The sequence below is a fragment of the Micromonospora sp. NPDC049662 genome (assembly GCF_040675055.1).
GTDB lineage: Bacteria > Actinomycetota > Actinomycetes > Mycobacteriales > Micromonosporaceae > Micromonospora.
Genome location: NZ_JBFAOC010000033.1, coordinates 33,467 through 58,541 on the forward strand (window position 1 = coordinate 33,467; position 25,075 = coordinate 58,541).

Sequence of the window (25,075 nt, forward strand, 5' to 3'; positions counted from 1 at the left end):
CGGCCATCCGGCCGGCCCCGGGGCGAGGGCTCAGGCCACCCGGCGGACCCGACGCGCGCCAGCGCCGGGCCGGGCGGGCGCGTCGGGCCGGGCGGGCGCGGCCAGCACCTCGACGTCGAAGCCGGCCCGGGCGAACACCTCGATCGCCTCAACCTCGGCGGCGACCAGCCCGGCCGCCGGGGACGTGTCGTCGAACAGGGCGGTCAGCGGGCAGCCGGAGCAGCCGTCGGCCCGCTTCGCGCACCCGTCGCAGTCGATGAGCATCACGCCTCCTGATCGCTCGCGATGCGCGGCCGACACCCTGTCGTCGCCACCCGAGCACCATCGGTCACATCGACGTTATCCACCGGGTACGACAGAACCGCCCGTTGAGGGCTAGATCGACTCCAGATCAGCGAAATCGGGGTATCCCGAACGGCCGGACAGCCCGACATCGCCGACCTCGCGCGGGCGCACCCCGTCGAATCGCCGGTCAACTGCCGGTCAAGCGCCTGTTTCGTCGATCCAGGTCACTGCGATCGTGGTGCTACGTCCGGGCCACGCCGGGCGAGGCCCCAGCCCTGGCCGTCGGTCCGGGCCGAACGGAACGGGTCGCACCACCCTGACTCAACGGAGGCTTCGACATGCGCGGACCATCTTCGACCACACGCTCCCGGCTCACCGCCGTCGCGCTCCTCGCGGGCGTCACGACGGCCGCGGGCGGGCTCGTCGCCACGCCGGCGCAGGCCACCTCGGCACTCGGCTGCAACTACCCCCGCGTCTGCTTCTGGGTGAGCGGCAACCCGTACGACGGCGCGCCGCCGACCGCGTCGTTCCAGGACACCTACTACCAGACCCTCGGGTCCCGCAGTAAGGGCGCGGACTGGGTCTACAACAGCCGCAACGACGACGGCGCGAAGATCTTCTACTCCAACAACGACTGGGTCTGCGTCTCCCCGGGCGAGCTGGCCTACCTCGAGCCGTACGGCTACGCGGTCGCCATCGACATCATGGACTCCCCGTACTGCTCCTACTGACCCGCTCACCGGAGGTTGACGACATGAATCCACGACGTCTCCTGGCCGCCTGCGCGGTCGCGGTGACCGCATCGGTCGGCCTGGTCGCCACCCCGGCGTTCGCCGGAGGTTACTTCACGACGAAGACGGACCTGAACCTGCGCTACTGCCAGTGGCTGAACAATTCGCAGTGCTCGGTCATCCTGACGATCCCGAAGGGCCAGTCGGTCTACCTCAACTGCTGGGCGACCGGATCGTCGGTCAACGGCGACACCGTCTGGTACAACGCCTTCTACGGCAACGCGAGCGGCATGCTCGCCGGTGACTACACGTACACCGGCCACGACCCGAACCCCGCCGTCTCCCGCTGCGTCTGACACGCCGATCCGGCCGCTGGCGCTGACGCGCCAACGGCCGGATCCGTACGTCACGGGTAGTAGACCCGAGGGCTGGTGTAGGTGCCGTGAAACGCTCCGCTGCACGTGTAGACCTCGACCACCGCCACGGCGGAGCCCTTGAAGTTGTTCATCACGTTGACGTTGCGGCTGATCGGCCCGAACCGGCCGGTCCGGTTGAGGTCGTAGTAGATCCAGGAGGTGTTGCCGTTGTTGCTGGTCCGCAACTGGAGGTACGCCGTGCACCGGGACCCGTCCGGGGTGGCGTTCATGTAGAAGTCACCCACCACGGTCTGGTTGGAGCCCTGGTACGAGATGCACGAGCTGATCGGGTAGGCCCCGGTGCAGCCGCCACCCGAGGCCGCCTGGGCCGCTGCCGGGGCGACCAGGAGCGCCGCCAGTGTGACCACCGTGCCGAGGATGGTGCCCAGCAGTCTCTTTCCCATGTCGTTCGCCTGCCTTCGTCCGGTGCCCGGCGGTGCCGGGCGGATGCGGACACCGTCGCCGACCGGACCTGCCGGAACCTCGCCAAATTCTTGCCCGCCCCGACAGCCTGCCCGGACGTGCGGTCAGGAGCGGGCGAGGCGGCGCAGCAGCGAGTCGGCCCCCAGCGGATACGCGCCGTGCCGGCGTACCCCGTCGGCGACCTCGCGGTCGGACGAGACCACGACGACCGGACGGCCCGCCGGCTCGGCGCGGACCAGGCGTCGGATCAGCTCGTCGGCGGTCTCGCCCTTGCGGGAGAAGAGCACCCGTACGCCGCGCGGGGCGGGCGGCAGCCCGTGCATCCGCTCGGCGCCGTCGAACACGACGGTGACCTCGTCGCCGGTCTGCGCGGCGATACCGCCCAGCCCGGTGATGAGGCGCTTGCGCTGCTGCTCCAGCGACATCTCGCCGAAGCCGCGCTTGGTGACGTTGTAGCCGTCCACGACGAGGTGCGCCCGGGGCAGGGCGAGCAGCTGGTCGAGCCGGGCCGGGTCGTCGGTGTCGCGGGCGCGCGCGGCCGGGCCCGCCGGGGCGGTACCGGGCTGCTCGGCGAACGCGTCGGCGACGAAGTCGGCGGGGAGCTTGTCGACCGGGTCGAGCGCCAGCTCCCGGCGCAGCCCGACGGCGGCCTGACCGATGGTCTCCAGCAGCAGCCAGAGGCGGGCGTCGTCGACCGAGCGGGCCTCCTTGGCGCTGGCCCGGGCCACGCCGGCGGCGGCCTCCGCCTCGGCGAGCCGGGCGCGGGCGCGGCGCAGCTCGGCGTCGACGTCCGCGCTGGCGCGCGCGGCCCGGCCGCGTTCGGTGGCGAGAAGTTCGCTGGCCTTGCGCTCGCGGGCCTGCGTCTCGCGAAGGGTACGGGCCAGCTGACGGGACTCCTCACGGAGCTGGCCGAGTTCCTCGCGGACCCGGGCCAGCTCGTCGCGGAGCTTGTCGGCCTCGACCCGGGCCACCGCACGGTCGTGTTCGGCGCGGGTGGCCCGCTGCTCGGCCTCGCGGACCAGTTCGGCGACGACGGCGCTGTCCGCCTCGGCGCGGACCGCCGCGCCGCTGGCGTCGATCAGCTCCCGCCAGCCGCGCGGCCGGACCAGATACGCCAGTGCGGCCACCTCGACCGGGTCGGCGGCGGCCGGCGCGGTGCCCTCGACCACGGCCGCCCCGAGGTCACCGGCGTCGGCCAGCACCCGGGCGGTGACCCGCTGCCGGAACAGCGGGTCGGCGGTGAGCTGGGCGGCGATGGCCGGAGCGCCGAGACGGGCGCGCCGGTTGGGGGCGAACTTGGCCACCCGCCGCAACGGCACCGGCACCTCGTCGCCGGGGAGGCTGGGTAGCACGGCGGCGGTCAGCGCCACGATCCGTTGCCGGACCGGCTCGGGCAGCGTCGGCTCCGGCTCGATCGTCGGATCACCGCCCGAATCGGCGGGAGTGTCACTGGCGTCCGGATCGCTCACCGCGCCGTCGCGGGCGACCGGATCCTCCTGCGGGAGGTGGTCGTCGTGCGGCTCGGCGAGGGGCATGTGGCAAGTCTCCCACCGCTGGCGGGCCCACCGCCTGGTGAGTGAGCCGATCTCTCATCCTAGCCCCATGGTGACTGCTGGGACCTCTGCGACGGGAGTGTCGGACCGGGGCGCTAGCGTGCCGCCGATGGCACAGGCGGAGTACGTCCAGGAGTCACTGGCCGGTCTCGACCCGGCGGTGGGCGGGGTGGACCCGGCCCTGCCGCTGTACGCGACGACCTTCGTGGTGGTCGACCTGGAGACCACCGGCGGCGCGCCGGACGGCGGCGGGATCACCGAGATCGGCGCGGTCAAGGTGCGCGGCGGCGAGGAGCTGGGGGTGCTGGCCACCCTGGTCAACCCGGGGCAGCCGATCCCGCCGTTCATCACCGTGCTGACCGGGATCACCCAGGCCATGCTGCTGCCGGCCCCGCCGATCGAGGAGGTGCTGCCCAGCTTCCTGGAGTTCATCGCCGACGCCGTGCTGGTGGCCCACAACGCCCCGTACGACGTGGGTTTCCTCAAGGCCGCCTGCGCCCGGCACGGCTACCGCTGGCCCAACCCTCGCGTGCTGGACACGGCGGCGCTGGCCCGGCGGGTGCTGACCCGCGACGAGGTGCCCAACCGCAAGCTCGGCACCCTCGCGGCGTACTTCCGCACCGCCACCCAGCCCACCCACCGGGCGTTGGACGACGCCAAGGCCACCGTCGACGTGCTGCACGGTCTGATCGGCCGCCTCGGCGGGCACCGTGTCGACACCGTCGGCGACGCCATCGAGTTCGCCCGCGCGGTCACCCCGACGCAGCGCCGCAAGCGGCATCTGGCCGAGGGGCTGCCCAGGGTCCCGGGGGTCTACATCTTCCGGGCCGCCGACGACCGGCCGCTCTACGTCGGCACCTCGGGCGACATCGCCACCCGGGTGCGCAGCTACTTCACCGCCGGCGAGAAGCGCGCCCGGATCTCCGAGATGCTGGCCGCGGCCGAGCGGGTCGAGGCGGTGGAGTGCGCGCACTCGCTGGAGGCGGAGGTCCGCGAGCTGCGGCTGATCGCCGCGCACGCGCCTCCGTACAACAGGCGGTCGAAGTACCCGGAGCGGATGGTCTGGCTCAAGCTGACCGACGGGCCGTACCCCCGGTTGTCGATCGTGCGCGACATCTCCCCCACCGACACCGCCTACCTCGGGCCGTTCACCTCCCGGCGGGCCGCGGAGCTGGCCGCCGCCGCCTTCCACGACGCGGTCCCGCTGCGCCAGTGCACGCACCGGCTCTCGCTGCGCACCGTCACGCCGGCCTGCGCGCTGGCCGAGCTGGGTCGCTGCCCGGCGCCCTGCGAGCACCGGATCACCCCCGAGGAGTACGACGACAGAGCCGTCGAGCCATTCCGGACGGCCACCACGAGCGACCCGCGGCCGGTGGTGGACGCGCTGCTGGCCCGGATCGACGTGCTCGCGGCCGACCAGCGCTACGAGGAGGCCGCCGTGGTGCGGTACCGGCTGGCCGCGGTGCTGCGCGCCACGGTGCGGATGCAGCGGTTGGCGGCGCTGACCGGGATCGCCGAGCTGGCGGCGGCCCGACCGGCCGCCCGGGGCGGCTGGGAGCTGGCCCTGGTACGCCACGGTCGGCTGGCCGGCGCCGGGGTGTCCCCGCCGGGCGTCCACCCGCGACCCACGCTGAACGCCATCCGGGCCACCGCCGAGACGGTGTCGGGTGGGCACGGGCCGGTGCCGTCGGCCACCGCCGAGGAGTCCGAGCGCATCCTGTCCTGGTTGGAGCGGCCGGAGACCCGGTTGGTCGAGATGTCGTCCGGTTGGTCCTCACCGGCGGGCGGCGCGGGGCGCTTCCGTGACCTGCTGGCGAAGGCCGAGAGCGGGGCGTCGCACCAACTCTCGACCGAACGCTCATGACCAACTGACCGATCGGACTACGTCGACTCGCTTAGGCTGTTAAGGAAGTGCAGTCCTGCCCGTTTCGTGGGCCTGCTCCGTTCACCGGGTCCGGTGACCGCGGAGCCGGGGTGAGGAGGTGTCCCTCGTGGACGTCGACGCCGGACACGGCGCCGCCCTGGGGGGCGCCCTGCCAACCCAGTCGGGCGAGCTGCCCCTGACCCGCCGACTGCGGTCGTTGCTCACCTGGCCGACCACCGACTCCGACCCGGTCACCCACCTGGTCCGCACCCATCGGGGCATCCACGCCGGCACCGATCCGGCGGTGCTGCGCCGGGCGTACACGATCGCGGAAAATATGCACCGCGGGCAGTTCCGCAAGAGCGGCGAGCCGTACATCACCCATCCTCTCGCGGTGGCGCAGATCTGCGCCGAGCTGGGCATGGACACCACCACCCTGGTCGCGGCGCTGCTGCACGACACGGTCGAGGACACCCGCTACACGCTCCAGGCGCTCTCGGAGGACTTCGGCCACGAGGTGGCCCACCTCGTCGACGGGGTGACCAAGTTCGACAAGGCGTTCTACGGCAAGGCCGCCGAGGCGGAGACGGTCCGCAAGATGATCGTCGCCGCCGCCAAGGACGTCCGGGTGCTGATCATCAAGCTGGCCGACCGGCTGCACAACATGCGTACGCTCGGGGTGCGCTCGGCGGCGTCCCGGGAGCGGATCGCCCGCAAGACGCAGGAGGTCCTGGTCCCGCTCTGCGACCGGTTGGGCATCCAGACCCTCAAGCGTGAGCTGGACGACGTGGTGCTGCTGCACCTGGAGCCCGACGAGCACGCCCGGCTGGCCCGGCACGTGCACGACCGGCCCGGCTGGGAGGCCTACCTCGACGCCGTGGTCAACCGCGCCCGCGCCGCGCTCAAGCGCAGCCGGGTCGACGCCGAGGTGAGCCCCCGTCCCCGGCATCTCTACTCGATCTGGAAGGACACCGTCGCCGGCGGCCACACCGCGCCGTACGACCTGCCCCGCATCTCGGTGGTGGTCGACGGCCCGGCCACCGACTGTTACGCGGCGCTGGGCGCGATCCACGGCACGTGGCGGCCGGTAGCGGGCCGTTTCAAGGACTTCATCGCCTCGCCGAAGAACAACCTCTACCGCTCGCTGCACACCAGCGTCTGCGGCCCGCAGGACCGTACGGTGGAGGTGCTGATCCGCACCCAGGAGATGCACCGCGCGGCCGAGTACGGCATCGCCGCCGACTTCCGCTTCCCGCGCTCGGGCAGCGGCAGCGCGGCGGCCCGGGCCGAGCAGTTGGACTGGCTGCGCCGCGTGCTCGACTGGGAGCCGGAGGCCGCCGACCCGGCGCAGTTCTACGAGTCGCTGCGCTGCGACCTCGCCGAGGGCCAGATCCAGGTCTTCGCCGACGGCCGTCAGGTGGTGCTGCCGGCCGGCGCCACACCCGTCGACCTGGCGTACGAGCTGGGCAATCATCGCGGTGACCACTGCCTCGCGGCCCGCATCAACGGCCGGCTCGCGCCGCTGAGCTCGGAACTGGACGAGGGCGACGTGGTGGAGATCTTCACCGAGAACGACGCCGACAACGGCTTCGAGGCCGCCGCCGCCCCGCGCGGCCCCCGCAAGGAGTGGCTGGGCTTCGTCAAGTCGCCGCACGCGCAGATGCAGATCAACAGGTGGTTCGCCGAACACACCGAGCCGGGCATCACGATCAGCGACAAGGTACGCCTCGGTCGGGCCACCATCGGTCTCGCCCTGCGCCAGCACAACCGGGGCCTCGCCAGCGACCTGCCGCTGCTGCGGCTCTCCGAGGAGTTGGGCTACCCCGACCTGGAGACCCTGCTCGTCGCGGTCTTCGACCGGGTGATCGAACCGGACGCCGTGGTACGCCAGCTCATCGACCTGGTCGACCATCGACAGTGACTCGGGCGTGCCCCAGCGCGTCCGAGGGACATTCGTGACCACTAGCCTGGGGTCATGATCCCCCGTTCCCGCGCCACCGGTCGGGCCGTCTTCTACCAGGCCTTCTACCGGCTGCCGCTGCCGGTGCGCCGGCGTCTGGTCCGACTCGCCGTACCGAAGTACATCGTCGGCGCGGTCACGTTGGTCCGCGACACCGAGGCGAGCGGCGCGGGTCGGTTGCTGATGCTGCGCCAGCCTCCCGGCAACAAGGGCTGGTCGCTCCCCGCCGGCCTGCTGAACCGGGGTGAGCCCCCGGTCGTGGGCGCGGCCCGCGAACTGTTCGAGGAGTCCGGCGTCCGGCTGCCGCCGTCCCGGCTGCGCCCCGCCGTGCCGAACGCGATCGTGCACGCCAAGGGCTGGGTGGACATGGTCTTCGAGGCGGAGGTGCCGGCGTCCAGCACCGAACTGGTGGTGGACGGCGGGGAGGTCTTCGAGGCCGCCTGGCATCGGTTGGACGACCTGCCCAAGCTCACCTGGCCGACCGCGCGGTTGCTCGCCTACTACGACATCGGGCCGCTGGCCGGGCAGTTCCCGCCGCCGGTGCCCGACACCGCGCCATGACCAGGGCGAGCTGGCCGAGGGACGTCTGCGCGGTCGTGCTCGCCGCGGGCGAGGGCACCCGGCTGCGTCCGCTCACCGAACGGGTGCCCAAGGCGCTCTGCCCGGTCGGTAACGTGCCGCTCCTGGACCGGGCCCTGGATCGGTTGGCCGGTCTGGGCCTGAGGAGTCCGGCCCGGGTCGCGGTGAACGCCTGCTACCTCGCCGACCAGGTGGTCGCGCACGTCGGCGACCGCGCCCACCTGTCGGTGGAGCCCGGCGACCCGCTCGGCACGGCGGGCGGGGTGGCGAACCTGCGGGACTGGATCGACGGCCGAGGAGTCCTGGTCGGCAACGCCGACGCGTACCTGGCCGAGCCGGCCACCGCGCCGGGCCCCGACGTGGCCGCGCTGCTCGACGGTTGGGACCGGGACTCCGTACGCCTGCTCGGGCAGCCCGCCGCCGACCCGCACGCGCCGGGTACCTTCGCCGGGCACTGCTTCACCGGTTTCTCGCTGCTGCCGTGGCGACTGGTCCGCGACCTGCCGGTGGTCATGTCCGACCTGGTGCGCGCGGTGTGGCGGCCGGCGGAGGCGGCCGGGGCGCTCGACGTGGTGCCGTACGCGGGCACCTTCTACGACACCGGGACGCCGGCCGACTACCTGGCGGCCAACCTGCACGCGGCGGCCGGCGGCGTGCTCGTCGACGAGTCCGCCACGGTGCCCGGGAACTGCGTCGAATCGGTGGTCGGCGCCCACGCCCGGGTCGACGGCGACGTGCGACGCAGCGTGATCTGGCCGGGCGCGACCGTGCGAGCGGACGAGCGTCTGCGGAACGTGATCCGCTTCGGCGACGGCGGGACGGTGCAGGTCTAGCATGGGCGACGACGCCGACGAACGGAGAAGTGCCCCGTGATCACCGCGATCGTGCTGATCGACTGCGCCACCGACGCGATCCCCGAGGTGGCCGATGCCCTGGCCAACGTCCCCGGCGTCAGCGAGGTCTACTCGGTGGCGGGGCACGTCGACCTCATCGCCATCGTCCGGGTCCGCGAGTTCGACCAGATCGCGCAGGTCATCGCGGGCAGCATCTCCAAGGTGCCGGGTGTGCTGAACACGGAGTCGCACATCGCGTTCCGGGCGTACTCGAAGCTCGACCTTGAGGAGACGTTCGCGATCGGCCTCGCGGACGCCGACTGACCCGCAGCCCGCATGCGCCGCGGCCGGTCCACCCCGCGTGGGGTGGACCGGCCGTCGCGCTACCGCGAGATCAGCTCTCGCTGGGAGCGGGCCGCTCGGTGGTGCCGAGGCCCGGTTCCGGCGACTCGGTGATCCCACCACTCGGAGCCGGCGACTCGGTGACGCCACCCGGAGCCGGCGACGAGGTGCCCGGGCTGGGCGTGCCGCTGGCGCTGGTCTGCGGGACCGGGATGCCCAACTGGTTGGCCAGCTGGACCAGCTCGTCGTAGTGCGCCTGCAGCGTCGGCAGGGCGGTCTGGGCCAACTGGACCACCGACTGCTCGGAGCCCTGCGAGATCTCCGTCTGGGTGGCCTGGATGGCCTGGACGTGACCGGCCAGCTCACTGGTCACCCAGAGCCGGTCGAACTCCGTCCCACTGACGTTGTTCAGCTTGTCGATGACCGCCTGCTGATCGGTCGTGGGCTCGTTCGGCAGCTGGACGTTGAGCTGCGACGCGGTCTGCTGCACCGTCTGGTCCAGCTGGGTGTGGTCGGTCTTGAACATCGCGCCCAGGTCCTTGACCCCCTGGTTCTGGCCCTTCTGCTGAGCCAGGTCACCGGCGGTGATCTCGAAAAGGTTCACCTGGTGCACCGCCTGCAGGTACTGGGTGTCCTGCGTCGACGGCTGTGCCGCCGCCTGGGCGGCTGCTGCCGGCGCGACACCCACCAGCACCAGCGCGGCCAACAGGCCGAGGCGTTTGAGACCCAACATGCTTCCCCCCCTAGAGACGTTGGATCGCACGGATACCCGGCTCACGGGGGTTATTCCTGCGATCGCCCGGCGCGCGGGGTCGACCGGTCCCGCCGTGCCCGTCCGACTCCTGCTCGGTTGGGCGACCGGACACCGGAAACGGCGTGACGCCCGCCGGAAGTCCGGCGGGCGTCACGTGACGGTGCTGTCGGGAGGTCAGCGGCGGCTCTCGCCGCTGCCGATCTCCGCACGATCTCCCCGGGGCTCGACCGGCGGGTGACCCGGCGAGACCGGCGCCTCGACCGGCTTCTCGATCGGGTAGAAGAAGCCCCGGACCGCCGGGCCGAGGGCCCCGAGCCGGTTCATCTTCTTCGGTACCACCCAGCCGACGTACTCCAGCTCACCGTGGCCGTCCGCGTGCCCGTTCGACGCGCTGAGCGGCTGGTGGACCTCGATGAACCGACCGTCCGGCAGACGCCGGATGATGCCGGTCTCGACGCCGTGCGCGAGCACCTCCCGGTCGTGCTGCTGCAGACCCAGGCAGAGCCGGTAGGTGACGTAGTACGCCAGCGGCGGAACCACGAGCAGACCGACCCGGCCCGCCCAGGTCATCGCGTTCAGGCTGATCTGGAACTTGTCGGCGATCACGTCGTTGGCGCCCGAAAGCGTCAGCACGATGTAGAAGGCGACGGCCATGGCGCCCACGGCCGTACGGGCCGGAACGTCGCGGGGCCGCTGGAGCAGGTTGTGGCTCTTGCGGTCCTTGAGGTGCCGGGCCTCCAGGAACGGGTACATCGTCGACAGGCCGACCAGGATGCCGGGCAGCACGACAGTGGGCCAGAACAGCGGCGGGATGACGTACCCGTCGCCGATCGGGATGTTGATCTGCCAGGCCGGCATGAGTCGCGTCGAGCCGTCGAGGAACATGACGTACCAGTCGGGCTGGCTGGCGGCCGAGACCACCCACGCCTCGTACGGCCCGAACAGCCAGATCGGGTTGATCTGGAACAGACCGCCCAGCAGCGCGATGACGCCGAAGACGACCATGAAGAAGCCGCCCTGCTTCAGCGCGTAGCGGGGGAACATCCGCTCGCCGACCACGTTGTTGTTGGTCCGGCCGGGGCCGGGCCACTGGGTGTGCTTCTGCTTGAAGACCAGACCCAGGTGGGCGCTGATCAGCGCGAGCAGCAGGCCCGGGATCAACAGGACGTGGGCGATGAAGAACCGGCTGATGATGATCGTGCCGGGGAACTCGCCACCGAAGACCGATGACGTCACCCACGAGCCCACCACCGGGATGGACAGCATGATCGCGGAGGCGATCCGCAGACCGGTGCCGGACAGGCCGTCGTCCGGCAGCGAGTAGCCGGTGAAGCCGGCCAGGAAGCCGACCCAGAACAGCAGCGAGCCGATGATCCAGTTGGTCTCGCGCGGCTTGCGGAAGGCGCCGGTGAAGAACACCCGCAGCATGTGCACGACGATCGCGGCCATGAACAGCAGCGCCGCCCAGTGGTGCATCTGCCGCATCACCAGACCACCCCGGACGTCGAACGACAGGTCCAGGCTGGAGGCGTACGCGGCGGACATCGGGGTGCCCTGCAACGGCGCGTAGCTGCCGTCGTAGACCACCTCGGTCATCGCCGGCTCGTAGAAGAAGGTCAGGAACACACCGGTCAGCAACAGCACGATGAACGAGAACAGCGCGATCTCGCCCAGCAGGAACGACCAGTGGTCCGGGAAGACCTTGTTCAGCAGCTTGCGCAGCGGCGTGGCCACCGCGAAGCGGTCGTCCACCCCCGCCGCGGCCTTGCCCGGCGTGGCCGCCAGGTCAAACTTTCGACGCTTCATGGCCGCTCCCAGAAATCAGGCCCGACGGTCTCGGTGTAGTCGGACTTCGCCACGAAGAAGCCCTCGGAGTCCAACTCGATCGGCAGCTGCGGCAGCGACCGGCTGGCCGGGCCGAAGACGGGCCGGGCGTTGTCGGTGATCAGGAACTGGGACTGGTGGCACGGGCAGAGCAGCCGGTTGGTCTGCTGCTCGTAGAGGCTGGCGGGGCAGCCGGCGTGCGTGCAGATCTTGGAGAACGCCGCGTAGTTGCCCCACATGTAGTCCTTGTGGTGCTTCTGCGTCTCGCCGGGGCGCGAGTTGGCCTCGCGGGATTTCTGGGCGTCCGCGTCGCGCAGGTGGATCAGCAACGTCGGCGAGTCGGCGTGCCGGTTGCTCACGCCGTGCTCGATGCCGGGGAAGACGGTCAGCTGACCACCGGCGCTGATGTCCGCCGGGCGCACCGGGCGGCCGTCCTCGCGGACCAGGCGGATCTTCTGCCCGTTCTCCGTCGGGGCGAACCCGGTGGTGAACATCTGGTTGTTCTTGTGCGGCTGGGAGATCAGGCCGCCGACCAGCGGCGCCGCCGCGACCGCGGCGACCGGCGCGAGACCGGCCAGCAGCGAGATGCCGAGCAACGGACGACGCTTGATGCCCATCTCGTCGGCCAGGTAGAGCATGGTCTGGCCGGTGATGGTGCGACCCTCGGAGTCGACCTGGCCCTCGTGCCGGTCCTGGATCGAGACCTCCTTGGGCAGCAACTTCTTGCCCCAGGTCAGGATGCCGAAGCCGACGGCGAGCAGGGCCACGCCGAGGGTGGCGCCCAGCAGCGGCGTGTAGAACTTGTCGCCGCCGCGACCCGGCTCGTACTGCCACGGCCACCAGATGTAGATGGCCAGGAAGGCGGTCGCCGCCAGACCGGTGATCAGGAAGAACCCGGCCACCACGCGGGTGAGCCGACGCTCCGCCTTGGTGCCCGGCAGCACCTGCGGCTCGTAGTGGACGATCTCGATGTCGTCCCGACGCGCGCCCTCGCGGACGATGTCGAACCGGCTCAGCCTGGGGTCGTTCACGTCGAGCGGCTCCGGGCCCTGCGAGGCCTGGTGCTCGGTGTGCGTGCTCATGCCGTCACCTCGCTACGGGTGGCGCCGAGCGGCACCACGGCGGTGGAACTGAAGATCCGCTCGGTCACGACTTACCCGCAATCCACAGGCTAGCGAACACGAGCGCCACGATGCCAACCAGGAAGATCGCCAGGCCCTCGGTGGACGGCCCGTACCGACCGAGGTTGAACCCGCCCGGGTCCTGGTCGGTCTTCAGCGTCTCCTGGATGTAGGCGATGATGTCGGCCTTCTGCTCCGGAGTGATCTGGTTGTCGCCGAACACCGGCATGTTCTGCGGACCGCTCAGCATCGCCGCGTAGATCTGCCGGTCCGTCGCGGGGTGCAGGCTCGGGGCGAACTTGCCCGAGGAGAGCGCACCGCCGCCACCGCCGAAGGCGTGGCACTGCGAGCAGTTGATCCGGAACAGCTCGCCGCCGGCCGCGACGTTGCCGCTCTTGTGCAGGTCCTCTTCGGTGCCCGGGACGACCGGACCGCCGCCAAGTTCCTGGATGTACTGGGCGAGCTGCCGCGTCTGCTCGTCGGTGAAGACCGGGGGCTTGCGGTGCGCCTGGGCCTCCTGGCGGGCCAGCGGCATCCGGCCCGAGCTGACCTGGAACTCGACCGAGGCCGCGCCGACGCCGATCAGGCTCGGCCCGCGGCCCTCGACGCCCTGGGCGTTGCGCCCGTGGCAGGTCACACAGCTCACGTCGAACAGCGCCTTGCCCTCGGCTGCGGCGCCGGTGAGCGGCGGATTGTCCTGCGCCTGCGCACCGGGCGCGAAGACGGTGTAGGCGCCGCCGGCGAGCATCAGCGCCGCGATCAGCCGGACCGCGGCGCCCAGCCGGCGGCGGCCCCTGCTGCGCGCGGCGGGCCGCCCACGCAACCGCGCGAGCAGGCCGCGTCGGCGGTCGTTGTCAGAAGTCATGAGCTGTGTCCTTAACCGGTTGGACCTTGTCTCAGGGGACGGAGCAGCGGCGCGGTTCGTGACGCGCCAAGATCACTGAAGCCAGTAGATCATGGCGTACAGGCCGATCCACACGACGTCGACGAAGTGCCAGTAGTACGACACGACGATCGCCGAGGTCGCCTGCGCCGGGGTGAACCGGCCCATGGTCGTGCGGACCATGAAGATGATGAAGGCGATGAGACCGCCGGTCACGTGCAGGCCGTGGAAACCGGTCGTCAGGTAGAACATCGAGCCGTAGCCGTCGGCGTTGATCCTGACGCCGTCCTCCACCAGGTGGCGGTACTCGTTCACCTGGCCGAGCACGAAGATCAGGCCCATCACGAAGGTGACGGTGAACCAGCGGCGCAGCGCGTGCACGTCACCCTTCTCCGCCGCGAAGACGCCGAGCTGGCAGGTCACCGAGGACAGCACCAGGATCACCGTGAAGGTGGTCGCGTACGGGATGTTCAGCGACTCGGTGTGCTTCTCCCACTGCTCCGGCGCAGCCGCGCGGATCGAGAAGTACATCGCGAAGAGCGCCGCGAAGAACATGAGTTCGCTGGAGAGCCACACGATCGTCCCCACGCTGACCATGTTGGGTCGCGTCAGAGAGTGGATCCGGCTCTTGTCAATGGCTGGGGCCGCAGTCACGCCGTCATTATTGCCCCTGACCGGGGCCGGCGATCAGCGGGGTGGCAAACCTGCGCCTTCCGTGGCCCGGGCGTGAGGGTCCGGTTCGCCTGGCCTAGCCTGAAAAGCGTGCTGCACGTCGATCCCATCCTCGCCGCCACCTCGGCCGTCCCGGCCGATGTGCTCGCGGCCACCTCGGCGGGCCCGTCGACGCTGGCCGCCGGGGCCGAGGCGACCCCGCCACCGTTCACCATCGGCGCGGTGCTGACCGAGACCCGGTTGGACAGCTGGCTGGCCCTCGGCCTGGTGCTCGCCGCCGGCCTCTACCTGTACGGGGTGCACCGGCTGCGCATCCGGGGCGACCGCTGGCCGGTCGCCCGTACCGTCTTCTTCCTCGGCCCCGGCCTCGGCGGCATCGCGCTCGTCACGGTCAGTGGGCTGCACGCCTACGACACCGCGCTGCTGTCGGTGCACATGGTCCAGCACATGGTGCTCTCCATGGTGTCGCCGATCTTCCTGGCGCTGGGCGCGCCGATGACGCTGGCCCTGCGGACCCTGCCGGTCGGGCCGCGCAAACGCCTCCTGGCGATCGTGCACAGCCGGATCGCCCGGGTCTACAGCTTCCCGCTGGTGGCGTTCGCCATCTTCGTGGTCAACCCGTTCGCGCTGTACTTCAGCGACCTGTACCGCTTCACGCTGGAGCACGCCTGGGCGCACGAGCTGGTGCACGCGCACTTCATCATGACCGGCTGCGTGTTCTTCTGGCCGCTGCTCGGCCTCGACCCGCTGCCCGGCCGCTGGCCGTATCCGGCGCGGGCGCTGCTGATGCTGCTCTCCGTGCCGTTCCACACCGTGCTCGGGCTCACCATCATGCAGAGCACCACGCTCTTCGGCGGCGACTGGTACCCGTCGCTCAACCTGAGCTGGTCCGACCCGAAGGCCGACCAGGTGGTCGCCGGCGGCATCCTCTGGGCCGGCGGCGAGTTCGTCAGCGTCACCATGCTCGCGGTGCTGGTCGTGCAGTGGGTCAAGCAGTCCGAGCGGGAGGCCCGCCGCGTCGACCGCGAGCTGGACCGCCAGGAGGCGCGCGAGCGCGCGGCCGAAGCCCCGACGGCCTGAGCTGCGCAGACGGCACGCCCGACGCGCGGGAAGCGGGCGGCGTGTCAGGTACGTCACGTCGGCCGGTACGATCGGCGGGCAGCTACGAGGTTGGAAGCGGAGTGTCGGCATGAGTGAGCGTCTGTGCACCGTCCTGCTCTACAGCGACGACCCGCAGGTCCGTGACCGGATGCGGCTCGCCGTGGGCACCCGGCCCGCGCCCGGCCTGCGGATCGAGTTCGTCGACGCGTCGACCTACGCCGAGACCATCCGGCTGGTCGACGACTACGAGATCGACCTGCTGCTGCTCGACGGCGAGGCCAGCCCCGGCGGCGGCATCGGCATCGCCCGGCAGATCAAGGACGACCGGGACGACGCGCCTCCCACCTGCCTCGTGATCGCCCGCGCCGCGGACCGATGGCTCGCCGCGTACGCCGAGGTCGACGCGACGCTGGTGCACCCGCTCGACCCGGTGACCACCGGCAGCACGGTGGCCGAGTTGCTGCGGACGCACGCACCCGCCTGACGTCCCCGCGCCAACCGGCACCGACACGGCGCCGGCCGAGCCTGCGCCGGTTCCAGCCCACCCGCACTTCGTACGCTCGGGAGGCCCGCCATGGGCGATCGGACCTGGCCGCACCTGCTCAACTCGCTGCTGCGCGGCGAGGAGCTGTCCACCGGCGACACCGCCTGGGCCATGGGCGAGATCATGGCCGGCTCGGCGGGTGCCGCCCAGGTGGCCGGCTTCGCGGTGGCGCTGCGGGCCAAGGGTGAGACCTCGGCCGAGCTGGCCGGCCTGGTGGAGACGATGTTGAGCCGGGCCGTCCCCGTCGACCTGCCCGACGAGCTGCGTTCCACCGCGCTGGACGTCGTGGGCACGGGCGGTGACCTCGCCCACACGGTCAACATCTCCACCATGGCCGCGCTTGTCGTCGCGGGCGCGGGTGTCCGGGTGGTCAAGCACGGTAACCGCGCCGCGTCCTCCTCCTGCGGCACCGCCGACCTGTTGGAGTTCCTCGGCGTCCCGCTCGACCTCGACCCCGACGCCATCGTGCGGTGCGTCACCGAGGCGGGCATCGGGTTCTGCTTCGCCGCCCGCTTCCACCCGGGCATGCGGCACACCGGGCCGGTCCGCCGGGAGCTGGGCGTTCCCACCGTGTTCAACTTCCTCGGCCCGCTGACCAACCCGGCCCGACCCCGCGCCGGCGCGGTCGGCTGCTTCGACGCGCGGATGGCCCCGGTGATGGCCGGCGTGTTCGCCGCCCGTGGCGACTCGGTGCTGGTGATGCGCGGCGAGGACGGCTTGGACGAGTTCACCACCGCCGCGCCGACCCGGATCTGGGCGGCGCAGAACGGCACCGTACGAGAGGCCGTGCTGGACGCGAGCGACCTGGGCGTACCCCGGGCCACCCTGAGTGACCTGCGCGGCGGTGACGCCGCGTACAACGCCGGTGTGGCCCGTCGCCTGCTGGCCGGTGAGACCGGCCCGGTGCGCGACGCGGTCCTGGTCAACGCGGCGGCGGCGCTCGCGACGCAGGGGCCGCTCGACGGCGACCTGACCGAGGCGCTGCGCGCCGGCCTGGACCGCGCCGCCGAGTCGATCGACTCGGGCGCGGCGGCGGGCGTCCTGGAGCGCTGGATCGAGACCGCGACCACCACGGCCGAGGCCGCGACCACCGCCTGATCCGCGCGCCCGTCCCACCGGATCGGCCGGCACGCGCGGCCGCGTCTGACCAGGTAGGGGAGGTGGGGGGCGACAGTACGACGGAATGCTCCCACCTCGGCGACGCGGGGGTGTCGGCGCGGCGGTATACCGCCCCATCGGCGATCTGGCGGCGACAGCACGGCGAGACACCGCCGCATCGGCGATCTGGGCACGGCGTCGCGTCGGTCGCCGCGATGTCCGGGCGGCCGAGGGCGGCGCGCGTCAGGCGGCGGGCGTCAGGCGGCGCGGCGGCGGGTGCCGTGCGTCAGGCGGCGGGCGTCAGGCGGCGGGCGTCAGGCGGCGTGGCGGCGGGACGGCTGGCGGCGTCGGCGCTCGGCCAGCCGAGTGACGGGCGCGACGAACGTGGTGATCACCACGGCCGCGCCGCAACCGGCGCAGACCAGCTCGGGACAGTCGCTGCCGTGGCCGTCGACGCAGGGCGGCGCCTCGAACGGCGTCACGCCCGCACAGACGTCGCAGTAGAGATCGCGGTGCGACATCGGGCGTCTCCTCTCACTCCAGGCGACCCGCCCCCGGAACGTGACAACGACGCACAACGGAAGCGAAGAACTACTCGCCTGTAGTTTCCCACGCGGGTCCGACAAATCTCCGCGCCCGCCCCCGGACCGCGCCGCCTCGGGTGATCCACCCCGACATCACTGAAGGCGGGGTGTTCGGGCCACCCGGACACCCCGAATTCCGGGAACCCGGGTCGATCAAGCGCGCCTCACGACGAAGGCCCGCTCCCCCGGTCGGGGTGCGGGCCTCCGTGGCGGTACGCGATCTCGTCGATCAGTGCTCGGCGGTGCGCCGGGTGCCGCTGTAGTACTCGAACAGCAGGCCGCAGGCGGCGAAGACGACCGCCACCAGGCCGAGACCGATCAGCCAGAACTGCCAGAACACCAAGCCCAGCGCGGCGATCGCAGCGGCCAGCGCCAGACCGAACGGCCAGTAGCTGCCCGGGCTGAAGAAGCCGACCTCACCGGCGCCGTCGGCGATCTCGGCGTCGGCCCGGTCCTCGGGGCGCAGGTCGATACGGCGGGAGACGAACCAGAAGAAGCCACCGCACATCGAGCAGAGCAGGAACGACAGCGCCAGGGCGACGGTGCCCACCCACTCGATGTTGCCGGACTCACCGTGCGTCCAGGCGCCGTAGAGGATGGTCGCGCCGAAGAGGAACCCGGCGATGATCAGGAAGATACGCCACTCGGTCTTCATGCGGCTGCCTCAGCTTCCCGTGCCGGCCGGAGCGTCGTCCGGGTTGAAGTTGCTCTGCGTCCGTCGGGTGTCGAACGGCTTCGTGGTCTGCGCGTACGGCTCCTCGCCGATCTGGGCCAGCGCCTCCTGGGTGGACTTGCCACCCTGCTTGGCCGCGAGGAACTGGTCGTACTTCTCCGGCGACACGACCCGCAGCTCGAAGTTCATGAACGCGTGGTAGCTGCCGCACAGCTCGGCGCAGCGGCCGACGTACGCGCCCTCCGCGTCCAGGCTGGAGACCTCGAAGACGTTACGGATCTTGCCCGGCATGACGTCCCGCTTGAACAGCAGCTCCGGCACCCAGAAGGAGTGGATGACGTCGCGGCTCGTCTCCTCGAACCGGATGGACCGGTTGGTCGGCAGCACGAGCACCGGGATGACCTCGCTGGTGCCGAGCGTCGACGCGGTGGTCTTGGCCTCCGTGCCCTGACCGTCGCGGTAGTTGAACTGCCAGTTCCACTTGAACGCGACGACCTCGACCGTGACGTCCGGGTTCTTCGACAGCTTGTCGACGTCGGTCTGCACGATCGCCGTGTAGTAGAAGAGCACGGAGACGATCAGGATCGGCGCGATGGTGTAGAGGAACTCCATCGGCAGGTTGTAGCGGGTCTGCACCGGCAGCGCGTTGCCACGCTTGCGGTACCGCACGACACACCAGAAGATCAGGCCCCACACGAAGACGCCGACCGCGAGCGCGGCGACGCAGGAGGCGATCCACAGGTCGTACATCCGGTGCGACTCGGGCGTGATGCCGCCCTGGGGCCAACCGAAGCCGTCGAACGTCTTGCCGACGTCACAGCCCGTGAGCAGAACCAGCAGCGCCACGCCCCCGAGACCGAGCCCGGCCAGCCGACCGGCACCACGTCCCCGGCGTCCACCGACCCGTGGGGCAGCACCGTGCCGTACGGCCGACGGCCGTACCTCCGAACTCCTTGCGACCACCTGGTCCTGCCTCCCTAGCGCGCCGCGGTGCGTCGTTCGTCAGCACCGGCGGCAAAGGCGTCACCGACGGTCGCAGATTACTCGACCATGACGGACTCGGCCGTGGTGGGGTCACTGTCCGCCCCCATCGGGGGGATCCTGGGCATAACGTCGCGATAGCGTGGGGACCCGTGAGTGCGAGGAGTGAGCCGGGGTTGCGAGCCCCGCAGTCGCGAGCAGAAGGCGGCGCCGTGAGCGCCTCTTCGGTGTACCTGGACGCAGCGACGGCCGCGCCGCTGCATCCGGTCGCCCGGCAGGCGCTGCTGGCTGCCCTGGAGGACGGCTGGGCCGACCCGGGGAAGCTCTACGGCCAGGCACGCCGCGCGCGCCAACTGCTCGACGCCGCCCGCGAGGCCGCCGCGCAGACGCTCGGCGTCCGCGCCGACGAGCTGTCCTTCACCCCCAGCGGTACGACCGCAGCCCACGGCGCAGTGCTCGGCGCGCTCGCGGGACGGCGTCGGGTCGGGGCGACGCTGGTGCACTCGGCGATCGAGCACTCCGCCGTCCTGCACGCCGCCGAGCGGCACGTCGCGGCCGGCGGCGCCGCCACCGCCGTACCTGTCGACCGGATGGGCCGGCTGGACCTGACCGGCTGGTCGGACGCCGTCGGCGCTCCCGGGGTCGCGCTGGCGGCGCTGATCAGCGCCAGCCACGAGGTGGGCACCGTGCAGCCGGTCGCCGAGGCGGCGGCCGTCTGCGCGGACGCCGGGGTTCCGCTGTACGTCGACGCGGCGCAGTCGGTCGGACGGGTGCCGCTGCCGGCCGGCTGGTCGGTGCTCAGCGCCAGCGCCCACAAGTGGGGCGGGCCACCCGGGGTGGGGTTGCTGGCGGTGCGCAAGGGCACCCGCTGGGAGTCGCCATGGCCGGCCGACGAGCGGGAGGGTGGCCGTACCCCCGGGGTGGTGAACCTGCCCGCGGTGGTGGCGGCGGCGGCGAGCCTGCGCGCGGCGGCGGCCGACGCGGCCGCCGAGGCGGCCCGGCTGTCCCCGCTGGTGGATCGGATCCGGGCGCGGGTCGCGGCGGAGGTGCCCGACGTGGAGGTGGTCGGCGACCCGGTGCTGCGCCTGCCGCACCTGGTGACGTTCTCCTGCCTGTACGTGGACGGCGAGACGTTGCTGCACGCGCTGGACCGACGGGGGTTCGCGGTGTCGTCCGGTTCGTCCTGCACGTCGTCCACGCTGCGGCCGTCGCACGTGCTGGAGGCGATGGGGGTGCTCTCGCACGGCAACGTGCGGGTCAGTCTGCACCGGGACACCAGCGACGAGGACGTCGAGCGGTTCCTCACCGAGCTGCCCGGGATCGTCGCCGGCCTGCGGGCCGACGCCGGGGTGGTCGGGCTGTGACGATGCCGGACGAGGTGATCGACTGCCGGGGTCAGCGCTGCCCGCTGCCGGTGATCGCGGCGGCCCGGCGGATGCCGCAGGTGCCGGTCGGCACGGTCGTCCGGGTGCTGGCCGACGACCCGGCGGCGGCGGTCGACCTCCCGGCGTGGTGCCGCATGCGCGGCCAGGAGTACCTGGGCGCCCTAACAGGCCCCGAAGGCCCCGCCTACGACATCCGCCGCACCCACTAACCCCCACCCCCCTCCCCGGCGATCTTGCCTTTCGGTGCCGACAAGAGCGGACACAAGCCGCGAAACGGCGACACAAAGTGCAAGATCGGCGCGGGGTCGGGGTCAGGGTCAGGGTGAGGGTGAGGGTTACGGGAGGAGGTGGGGGCGGATCTCTTCTGCCGCCACGTCGCCGTAGGACTCGGCGAGGCGCTTGACGAACAGGTCGCGGCGTACGTCGTACTCCTGGGTGCCGACCGTCTCCAGGACGAGCGTGGCCAGCAGCGAGCCGACCTGGGCGGCCCGCTCCAGGCCAAGACCCCAGGAGAGCGCGGTGAAGAAACCGGCCCGGAAGCCGTCGCCGACACCCGTGGGGTCGACGGCCCGGATCTCCCGGGCGATGGGTACGTGGATGGGGTCGATGCCCCGACCGGCGATCTCGACGCCGTCCTTGCCCAGCGTGGTGACCCGCACCTTCACCAGGTCCAGCAACTGCTCGTCGCTGAGCTGCGCCTTGCTCTGCAGCAGCGACTTCTCGTAGTCGTTGGTCATGAGGTACTCGGCGCCCTCGATCAGCGCCACCACGTCCTCGCCGGGCATCCGGGCGAGCTGCTGGGAGGGGTCGGCGGCGAACGCGTACCCGCGGGTGCGGCACTCGGCCGAGTGCCGCAGCATCGCCTCCGGGTCGTTGGCGCTGACCAGCACCAGGTCCAGCCCGCCGAGCCGGTCGGCGACCGGGGCCAGTTCGATGTTGCGCGCCTCGCTCATGGCGCCCGCGTAGAACGAGGCGATCTGGCACATGTCGGTGTCGGTGGTGCAGACGAACCGCGCGGTGTGCGCCACCTCACTGACGTGCACGGAGTCGCAGTCCACGCCGTGCCGCTCCAGCCAGGAGCGGTAGTCGGCGAAGTCCGCGCCGACCGCCCCGAGCAGCACCGGACGCAGCCCGAGCTGCCCCATGCCGAAGGAGATGTTCGCCGCCACCCCACCGCGGCGCAGCACCAGGTCGTCCACCAGGAAGGAGAGCGAAACCTTGTGCAGCTGATCGGCGATGAGCTGGTCGGCGAAGCGACCCGGGAAGCTCATCAGGTGATCGGTGGCGATCGAGCCGGTCACGGCGATCTTCATGTCAACCTCAGGGTCGGGAGCGGGGCGCGGTCAGCCTACCGGCCCGGTAACCGGGGCGTGTCCGGTCCGTCGGGCGACGGCAACCAGCTCGTCACGACGAAGGGGCCGCCCCGAAAGGGACGGCCCCGTCATCGCTGGTGTGGTGCGTGACTCAGTTGAACGAGTCGCCGCAGGCGCAGGAGTTGCCCGCGTTGGGGTTGTCGATGGTGAAGCCCTGGGCGTCGATCCGGTCGGCGAAGTCGATCGTCGCGCCGGACAGGTAGGGGGCGCTCATTCGGTCGACGACGACCTCGACGCCACCGAAGTCGGTGACGACGTCACCGTCGAGCGACCGCTCGTCGAAGAAGAGCTGGTACCGCAGGCCGGAGCAGCCGCCCGGCTGCACCGCGACCCGGAGCCGCAGGTCGTCGCGGCCCTCCTGCTCGATCAGGGCCTTGACCTTCTGCGCCGCGACGTCGGTGAGGACGACGGAAGTAGGGGCCTGGGCCTCGGTCGACTCGGTCTGCGCTGGCGTGGTCACGTGGAAGTCTCCCTGCGCGGTTTTGGGTCCGGACGCACTGGCCAACGTCGTACGCCGTCCAGTGATTCCCGGTTGTGGTCCGGTTCCGATGGTACGCCGCCCCGGCCGGACGTACCCGCGTGGCGGGCACCCGGCCCAGGTGGGACGGGGGCGCGCGCTCAGCGGCTCCACTGCCGGGCCAGCCGGGCGCCCAGTTCGCGCAGCCCGTCGGCGGGGCGGCTCAGCGCTGCGGCGAGCCCGCCGGTCTCCTCGCCGCCGAAGTGCTCCACCAGGCTGTAGGCGTCGGTCACCCCGGCCGAGGCGGCCTCCCGCCGACCGGTGCTGACCTGGCCAGCGACCACCACGCAGGGCACCCCACGGTCCCGGGCGGCCCCGGCCACCCCGGCGACGACCTTGCCGCGCAGCGACTGGTGGTCGAAGGACCCCTCCCCCGTGATCACCAGGTCGACGGTGTCCAGGGCGGCGTCCAGCCGGTTGGCGCGGGTGACCAGCCCGATACCGGACTCAACGGTGCCGCCGAGCGCGAGGACGGCTGCGCCCAGACCGCCGGCCGACCCACCGCCGGGCAGCGCGCCCAGGCCCGCCGGGCAGCCGGGCAGGTCCCGTTCCAGCACCGCCGCGAAGCGTTCCAGGGCGGCGTCGAGCAGCAGCACGTCGGCCCGGTCGGCGCCCTTCTGCGGACCGAAGACGTTGCTCGCGCCGTGCAGGCCGAGCAGCGGGTTGTCCACGTCGGTGGCGGCGACCAGCAGGGCGTCCCGCAACCGGGGTACGCCGTCCAGCGCGTCGACCGCGGCCAGCGCGGCTCCGCCGTACGGCAACGCCGCGCCGGTCCCGTCCAGCGGAGTCGCGCCCAGCGCGGCGAGCATGCCCGCGCCGGCATCGTTGGTGGCGGAGCCGCCCAGCCCGATCACCACCGTCCGGGCCCCGCTCTCCACGGCGGCGGCCACCAGCAGTCCCAGCCCGTACGACGTGGCGGCCTTCGGGTCGCGCTCGTCGGCGGCGAGCAGGTGCAGTCCGCACGCCTGGGCGCTCTCCAGGTAGGCGGTCGTGCCGTCGGCGGTGAGCAGGATCTCACCCGCCGCCGGGCGGCCCAGCGGATCGACCGTCGACACCGGCAGCCGCCGGCCGCCGAGCGCTTCGGCGAGCACCTGGACAAAGCCCGGCCCGCCGTCGGCGAGGGGCCGGATCAGCAGGTCATCCGTGTCGGTGACGGTGCGCCAACCGGCGGCGACCGCGGCGGCCACCTCCGGTGCGGACAGGGTGCCGGCGAACTTGTCCGGGCAGAGCAGCACGCGCATGGCGAGCAGTGTGGCAGCACACACCGAGCGGAGCTGCGGCGCGCTCGTGCTGTGGGACCATGGGCTACGTGACTTCGACCTGGGTGGAACCCTCCAACACGGCGACGGCTCTGCTGCTGCTCGGCCGGGGCAGCGACCCCGACACCGAGCGCGGCGTCGAGTGTCCGGGCGACCTGCCGGCGCCCAGCGATCCCGACCTGGTGGCCCGCGCCACGGCGGCGAAGGCGAAGCTGGGCAGCAAGGTCTTCGTGCTGGGGCACCACTACCAGCGCGACGAGGTGATCCAGTTCGCCGACGTGACCGGTGACTCGTTCAAGCTGGCCCGGGAGGCGGCGGCCCGTCCGGAGGCGGAGTACATCGTCTTCTGCGGCGTGCACTTCATGGCCGAGAGCGCCGACATCCTCACCACCGGCACCCAGCGGGTGATCCTTCCCGACCTGGCGGCCGGCTGCTCGATGGCGGACATGGCCGTGCTGGGTCAGGTCGAGGCCGCCTGGGACACGCTGACCGAGCTGGGCATCGCGGGCGACACCGTGCCGGTGACGTACATGAACTCGTCGGCGGACATCAAGGGCTTCGTGGGGCGCAACGGCGGCGTGGTCTGCACCTCGTCCAACGCCAAGCGCGCCCTGGACTGGGCGTTCGAGCAGGGTCAGAAGGTGCTCTTCCTTCCGGACCAGCACCTGGGCCGCAACACGGCGGTGCTGGAGATGGGCCTGTCGCTGGACGACTGCGTGCTCTACGACCCGCACAAGCCCGGTGGCGGGCTCACGCCGGAGCAGCTGCGCGACGCCAAGATGATCCTCTGGCGGGGGCACTGCTCGGTGCACGGCCGGTTCACGCTGGACAGCGTCAACGACGTACGGGGGCGGGTGCCGGGCGTCAACGTGCTGGTCCACCCGGAGTGCCGGCACGAGGTGGTCACCGCCGCCGATCACGTCGGCTCGACCGAGTACATCATCAAGACCATCGAGGCGGCGCCGGCCGGCTCGGCGTGGGCGCTGGGCACCGAGCTGAACCTGGTCCGCCGGCTGGCCCTGGCCCACCCGGACAAGCAGATCATGTTCCTCGACAAGGCGGTCTGCTACTGCTCGACGATGAACCGGATCGACCTGCCGCACCTGGTGTGGGCGCTGGAGGAGCTGGTCGCGGGCCGGGTGGTCAACCAGATCACGGTGGACGCCGACACCGCCCACCACGCGCGGGTGGCGCTGGACCAGATGCTCGCTCTGCCCGGCGCATGACCACGATCCGTGACGTCCCTGGTACACAAAAGTGCCGGATCACCGATTAATGCCACACACGCCGGTCTGACCGAGTCCTTTTTCGTCACCGAGG

27 protein-coding genes are annotated in these 25,075 nt (G+C 71.7%); 13 read left to right on the forward strand and 14 right to left on the reverse strand.

Annotation, left to right across the window (positions count from 1 at the left end):
* Positions 1-30 precede the first annotated feature (30 nt).
* Positions 31-264: a hypothetical protein gene (locus AB0J36_RS22825; RefSeq protein ID WP_357126756.1), complete on the reverse strand. Its 234-nt coding sequence runs from the start codon at positions 262-264 to the stop codon at positions 31-33.
* 359 nt (positions 265-623) lie between these two features.
* On the opposite strand from AB0J36_RS22825, the gene AB0J36_RS22830 reads away from it, so the two are divergent.
* Together AB0J36_RS22830 and AB0J36_RS22835 are read left to right on the forward strand one after the other, a co-directional pair.
* Entirely contained in the window at positions 624-1,016 is a 393-nt protein-coding gene (locus AB0J36_RS22830; protein WP_357126753.1) for a hypothetical protein, read from the forward strand.
* Positions 1,017-1,039: 23 nt separating this feature from the next.
* Positions 1,040-1,372, forward strand: coding sequence for a hypothetical protein (locus tag AB0J36_RS22835; RefSeq protein WP_363661089.1), 333 nt, complete (start codon positions 1,040-1,042; stop codon positions 1,370-1,372).
* 50 nt (positions 1,373-1,422) lie between these two features.
* Here the strand turns inward: AB0J36_RS22835 and AB0J36_RS22840 are convergent, their stop codons facing one another.
* Together AB0J36_RS22840 and AB0J36_RS22845 are read right to left on the reverse strand one after the other, a co-directional pair.
* Positions 1,423-1,836: a hypothetical protein gene (locus AB0J36_RS22840; protein ID WP_355049393.1), complete on the reverse strand. Its 414-nt coding sequence runs from the start codon at positions 1,834-1,836 to the stop codon at positions 1,423-1,425.
* A 123-nt stretch (positions 1,837-1,959) separates the two neighbouring features.
* The gene (locus AB0J36_RS22845; RefSeq protein WP_357126746.1) at positions 1,960-3,390 is read right to left on the reverse strand and encodes an NYN domain-containing protein; all 1,431 of its coding nucleotides are present in this window, start codon (positions 3,388-3,390) and stop codon (positions 1,960-1,962) included.
* Between the two features lie 127 nt (positions 3,391-3,517).
* Between AB0J36_RS22845 and AB0J36_RS22850 the strand changes: the two genes are divergently transcribed.
* From AB0J36_RS22850 to AB0J36_RS22870, 5 genes are all read left to right on the forward strand, one after another.
* Entirely contained in the window at positions 3,518-5,272 is a 1,755-nt protein-coding gene (locus AB0J36_RS22850) for a DEDD exonuclease domain-containing protein (RefSeq protein WP_357170658.1), read from the forward strand.
* A gap of 127 nt (positions 5,273-5,399) precedes the next feature.
* On the forward strand, positions 5,400-7,193 hold the full coding sequence (locus AB0J36_RS22855) for an HD domain-containing protein (RefSeq protein WP_357127304.1): 1,794 nt from the start codon (positions 5,400-5,402) through the stop codon (positions 7,191-7,193).
* Positions 7,194-7,247: 54 nt separating this feature from the next.
* Positions 7,248-7,793 (forward strand): NUDIX hydrolase, encoded by a 546-nt coding sequence (locus tag AB0J36_RS22860; RefSeq protein WP_357126740.1) that lies wholly within the window; start codon positions 7,248-7,250, stop codon positions 7,791-7,793.
* Positions 7,790-8,644, forward strand: coding sequence for a sugar phosphate nucleotidyltransferase (locus tag AB0J36_RS22865; RefSeq protein ID WP_363661090.1), 855 nt, complete (start codon positions 7,790-7,792; stop codon positions 8,642-8,644). The genes AB0J36_RS22860 and AB0J36_RS22865 overlap by 4 nt, the downstream gene beginning before the upstream one ends.
* 36 nt (positions 8,645-8,680) lie before the next feature.
* Positions 8,681-8,968 (forward strand): Lrp/AsnC ligand binding domain-containing protein, encoded by a 288-nt coding sequence (locus AB0J36_RS22870; RefSeq protein ID WP_355049387.1) that lies wholly within the window; start codon positions 8,681-8,683, stop codon positions 8,966-8,968.
* A gap of 70 nt (positions 8,969-9,038) precedes the next feature.
* On the opposite strand, the gene AB0J36_RS22875 is transcribed toward AB0J36_RS22870, so the two are convergent.
* The 5 genes from AB0J36_RS22875 to AB0J36_RS22895 form a co-directional block, all read right to left on the reverse strand.
* Positions 9,039-9,719, reverse strand: coding sequence for a DUF4142 domain-containing protein (locus tag AB0J36_RS22875; RefSeq protein WP_357126735.1), 681 nt, complete (start codon positions 9,717-9,719; stop codon positions 9,039-9,041).
* Between the two features lie 195 nt (positions 9,720-9,914).
* Positions 9,915-11,546, reverse strand: coding sequence for a cytochrome b N-terminal domain-containing protein (locus AB0J36_RS22880; RefSeq protein ID WP_355049385.1), 1,632 nt, complete (start codon positions 11,544-11,546; stop codon positions 9,915-9,917).
* The gene (locus AB0J36_RS22885; protein WP_355049384.1) at positions 11,543-12,646 is read right to left on the reverse strand and encodes a Rieske 2Fe-2S domain-containing protein; all 1,104 of its coding nucleotides are present in this window, start codon (positions 12,644-12,646) and stop codon (positions 11,543-11,545) included. Before AB0J36_RS22885 ends, AB0J36_RS22880 begins: the two co-directional genes overlap by 4 nt.
* 64 nt (positions 12,647-12,710) lie before the next feature.
* Entirely contained in the window at positions 12,711-13,550 is an 840-nt protein-coding gene (locus tag AB0J36_RS22890; protein ID WP_357126730.1) for a cytochrome c, read from the reverse strand.
* Between the two features lie 72 nt (positions 13,551-13,622).
* Positions 13,623-14,222, reverse strand: coding sequence for a heme-copper oxidase subunit III (locus tag AB0J36_RS22895; RefSeq protein ID WP_357126727.1), 600 nt, complete (start codon positions 14,220-14,222; stop codon positions 13,623-13,625).
* A 108-nt stretch (positions 14,223-14,330) separates the two neighbouring features.
* Between AB0J36_RS22895 and AB0J36_RS22900 the strand changes: the two genes are divergently transcribed.
* The 3 genes from AB0J36_RS22900 to trpD all read left to right on the forward strand — a co-directional run bounded on the left by AB0J36_RS22900 (position 14,331) and on the right by trpD (position 16,983).
* Positions 14,331-15,320 carry a cytochrome c oxidase assembly protein gene (locus AB0J36_RS22900; protein ID WP_363661091.1) on the forward strand — a complete coding sequence of 330 codons (990 nt, stop codon included), beginning with the start codon at positions 14,331-14,333 and terminating at the stop codon, positions 15,318-15,320.
* Between the two features lie 109 nt (positions 15,321-15,429).
* Positions 15,430-15,825 carry a hypothetical protein gene (locus AB0J36_RS22905; protein WP_355049380.1) on the forward strand — a complete coding sequence of 132 codons (396 nt, stop codon included), beginning with the start codon at positions 15,430-15,432 and terminating at the stop codon, positions 15,823-15,825.
* Positions 15,826-15,915: 90 nt separating this feature from the next.
* Positions 15,916-16,983: an anthranilate phosphoribosyltransferase gene (trpD, locus tag AB0J36_RS22910; protein WP_363661092.1), complete on the forward strand. Its 1,068-nt coding sequence runs from the start codon at positions 15,916-15,918 to the stop codon at positions 16,981-16,983.
* Positions 16,984-17,297: 314 nt separating this feature from the next.
* Here the strand turns inward: trpD and AB0J36_RS22915 are convergent, their stop codons facing one another.
* The 3 genes from AB0J36_RS22915 to coxB all read right to left on the reverse strand — a co-directional run bounded on the left by AB0J36_RS22915 (position 17,298) and on the right by coxB (position 19,203).
* Complete coding sequence (locus AB0J36_RS22915) at positions 17,298-17,504, reverse strand: hypothetical protein (protein WP_357126721.1); 207 nt, start codon at positions 17,502-17,504, stop codon at positions 17,298-17,300.
* Between the two features lie 292 nt (positions 17,505-17,796).
* Positions 17,797-18,222, reverse strand: a complete 426-nt coding sequence (locus AB0J36_RS22920; RefSeq protein WP_357126718.1) for a cytochrome c oxidase subunit 4 — start codon at positions 18,220-18,222, stop codon at positions 17,797-17,799.
* 9 nt (positions 18,223-18,231) lie between these two features.
* Positions 18,232-19,203, reverse strand: a complete 972-nt coding sequence (gene coxB / locus AB0J36_RS22925) for a cytochrome c oxidase subunit II (protein ID WP_357126715.1) — start codon at positions 19,201-19,203, stop codon at positions 18,232-18,234.
* 230 nt (positions 19,204-19,433) lie between these two features.
* On the opposite strand from coxB, the gene AB0J36_RS22930 reads away from it, so the two are divergent.
* Together AB0J36_RS22930 and AB0J36_RS22935 are read left to right on the forward strand one after the other, a co-directional pair.
* A complete protein-coding gene (locus AB0J36_RS22930; RefSeq protein ID WP_363661093.1) occupies positions 19,434-20,585 on the forward strand; it encodes an aminotransferase class V-fold PLP-dependent enzyme in 1,152 nt (383 codons plus the stop codon).
* A complete protein-coding gene (locus tag AB0J36_RS22935; protein ID WP_355049374.1) occupies positions 20,582-20,815 on the forward strand; it encodes a sulfurtransferase TusA family protein in 234 nt (77 codons plus the stop codon). Before AB0J36_RS22930 ends, AB0J36_RS22935 begins: the two co-directional genes overlap by 4 nt.
* A gap of 126 nt (positions 20,816-20,941) precedes the next feature.
* On the opposite strand, the gene AB0J36_RS22940 is transcribed toward AB0J36_RS22935, so the two are convergent.
* The 3 genes from AB0J36_RS22940 to AB0J36_RS22950 all read right to left on the reverse strand — a co-directional run bounded on the left by AB0J36_RS22940 (position 20,942) and on the right by AB0J36_RS22950 (position 23,737).
* A complete protein-coding gene (locus tag AB0J36_RS22940; protein ID WP_357170650.1) occupies positions 20,942-21,919 on the reverse strand; it encodes a carbohydrate kinase family protein in 978 nt (325 codons plus the stop codon).
* Positions 21,920-22,070: 151 nt separating this feature from the next.
* Complete coding sequence (erpA, locus tag AB0J36_RS22945) at positions 22,071-22,439, reverse strand: iron-sulfur cluster insertion protein ErpA (protein ID WP_007463211.1); 369 nt, start codon at positions 22,437-22,439, stop codon at positions 22,071-22,073.
* 158 nt (positions 22,440-22,597) lie between these two features.
* A complete protein-coding gene (locus AB0J36_RS22950) occupies positions 22,598-23,737 on the reverse strand; it encodes a glycerate kinase (RefSeq protein ID WP_357126705.1) in 1,140 nt (379 codons plus the stop codon).
* Positions 23,738-23,805: 68 nt separating this feature from the next.
* Here AB0J36_RS22950 and nadA point away from each other — a divergent pair, with 68 nt between their 5' ends.
* Positions 23,806-24,981 carry a quinolinate synthase NadA gene (gene nadA, locus AB0J36_RS22955; RefSeq protein ID WP_357126702.1) on the forward strand — a complete coding sequence of 392 codons (1,176 nt, stop codon included), beginning with the start codon at positions 23,806-23,808 and terminating at the stop codon, positions 24,979-24,981.
* Positions 24,982-25,075: the final 94 nt, after the last annotated feature.

Bases quoted from the DNA above. Each gene is read 5' to 3' on its own strand.
- AB0J36_RS22840 (WP_355049393.1), bottom strand. From the start codon at position 1,836: ATGGGAAAGAGACTGCTGGGCACCATCCTCGGCACGGTGGTCACACTG.
- AB0J36_RS22835 (WP_363661089.1), top strand. From the start codon at position 1,040: ATGAATCCACGACGTCTCCTGGCCGCCTGCGCGGTCGCGGTGACCGCA.
- AB0J36_RS22860 (WP_357126740.1), top strand. From the start codon at position 7,248: ATGATCCCCCGTTCCCGCGCCACCGGTCGGGCCGTCTTCTACCAGGCC.
- AB0J36_RS22920 (WP_357126718.1), bottom strand. From the start codon at position 18,222: ATGAAGACCGAGTGGCGTATCTTCCTGATCATCGCCGGGTTCCTCTTC.
- AB0J36_RS22880 (WP_355049385.1), bottom strand. From the start codon at position 11,546: ATGAAGCGTCGAAAGTTTGACCTGGCGGCCACGCCGGGCAAGGCCGCG.
- AB0J36_RS22850 (WP_357170658.1), top strand. From the start codon at position 3,518: ATGGCACAGGCGGAGTACGTCCAGGAGTCACTGGCCGGTCTCGACCCG.
- AB0J36_RS22915 (WP_357126721.1), bottom strand. From the start codon at position 17,504: ATGTCGCACCGCGATCTCTACTGCGACGTCTGTGCGGGCGTGACGCCG.
- AB0J36_RS22885 (WP_355049384.1), bottom strand. From the start codon at position 12,646: ATGAGCACGCACACCGAGCACCAGGCCTCGCAGGGCCCGGAGCCGCTC.
- AB0J36_RS22825 (WP_357126756.1), bottom strand. From the start codon at position 264: ATGCTCATCGACTGCGACGGGTGCGCGAAGCGGGCCGACGGCTGCTCC.
- AB0J36_RS22875 (WP_357126735.1), bottom strand. From the start codon at position 9,719: ATGTTGGGTCTCAAACGCCTCGGCCTGTTGGCCGCGCTGGTGCTGGTG.
- AB0J36_RS22940 (WP_357170650.1), bottom strand. From the start codon at position 21,919: ATGAAGATCGCCGTGACCGGCTCGATCGCCACCGATCACCTGATGAGC.
- AB0J36_RS22905 (WP_355049380.1), top strand. From the start codon at position 15,430: ATGAGTGAGCGTCTGTGCACCGTCCTGCTCTACAGCGACGACCCGCAG.
- AB0J36_RS22845 (WP_357126746.1), bottom strand. From the start codon at position 3,390: ATGCCCCTCGCCGAGCCGCACGACGACCACCTCCCGCAGGAGGATCCG.
- AB0J36_RS22865 (WP_363661090.1), top strand. From the start codon at position 7,790: ATGACCAGGGCGAGCTGGCCGAGGGACGTCTGCGCGGTCGTGCTCGCC.
- trpD (WP_363661092.1), top strand. From the start codon at position 15,916: ATGGGCGATCGGACCTGGCCGCACCTGCTCAACTCGCTGCTGCGCGGC.
- AB0J36_RS22950 (WP_357126705.1), bottom strand. From the start codon at position 23,737: ATGCGCGTGCTGCTCTGCCCGGACAAGTTCGCCGGCACCCTGTCCGCA.
- AB0J36_RS22830 (WP_357126753.1), top strand. From the start codon at position 624: ATGCGCGGACCATCTTCGACCACACGCTCCCGGCTCACCGCCGTCGCG.
- AB0J36_RS22890 (WP_357126730.1), bottom strand. From the start codon at position 13,550: ATGACTTCTGACAACGACCGCCGACGCGGCCTGCTCGCGCGGTTGCGT.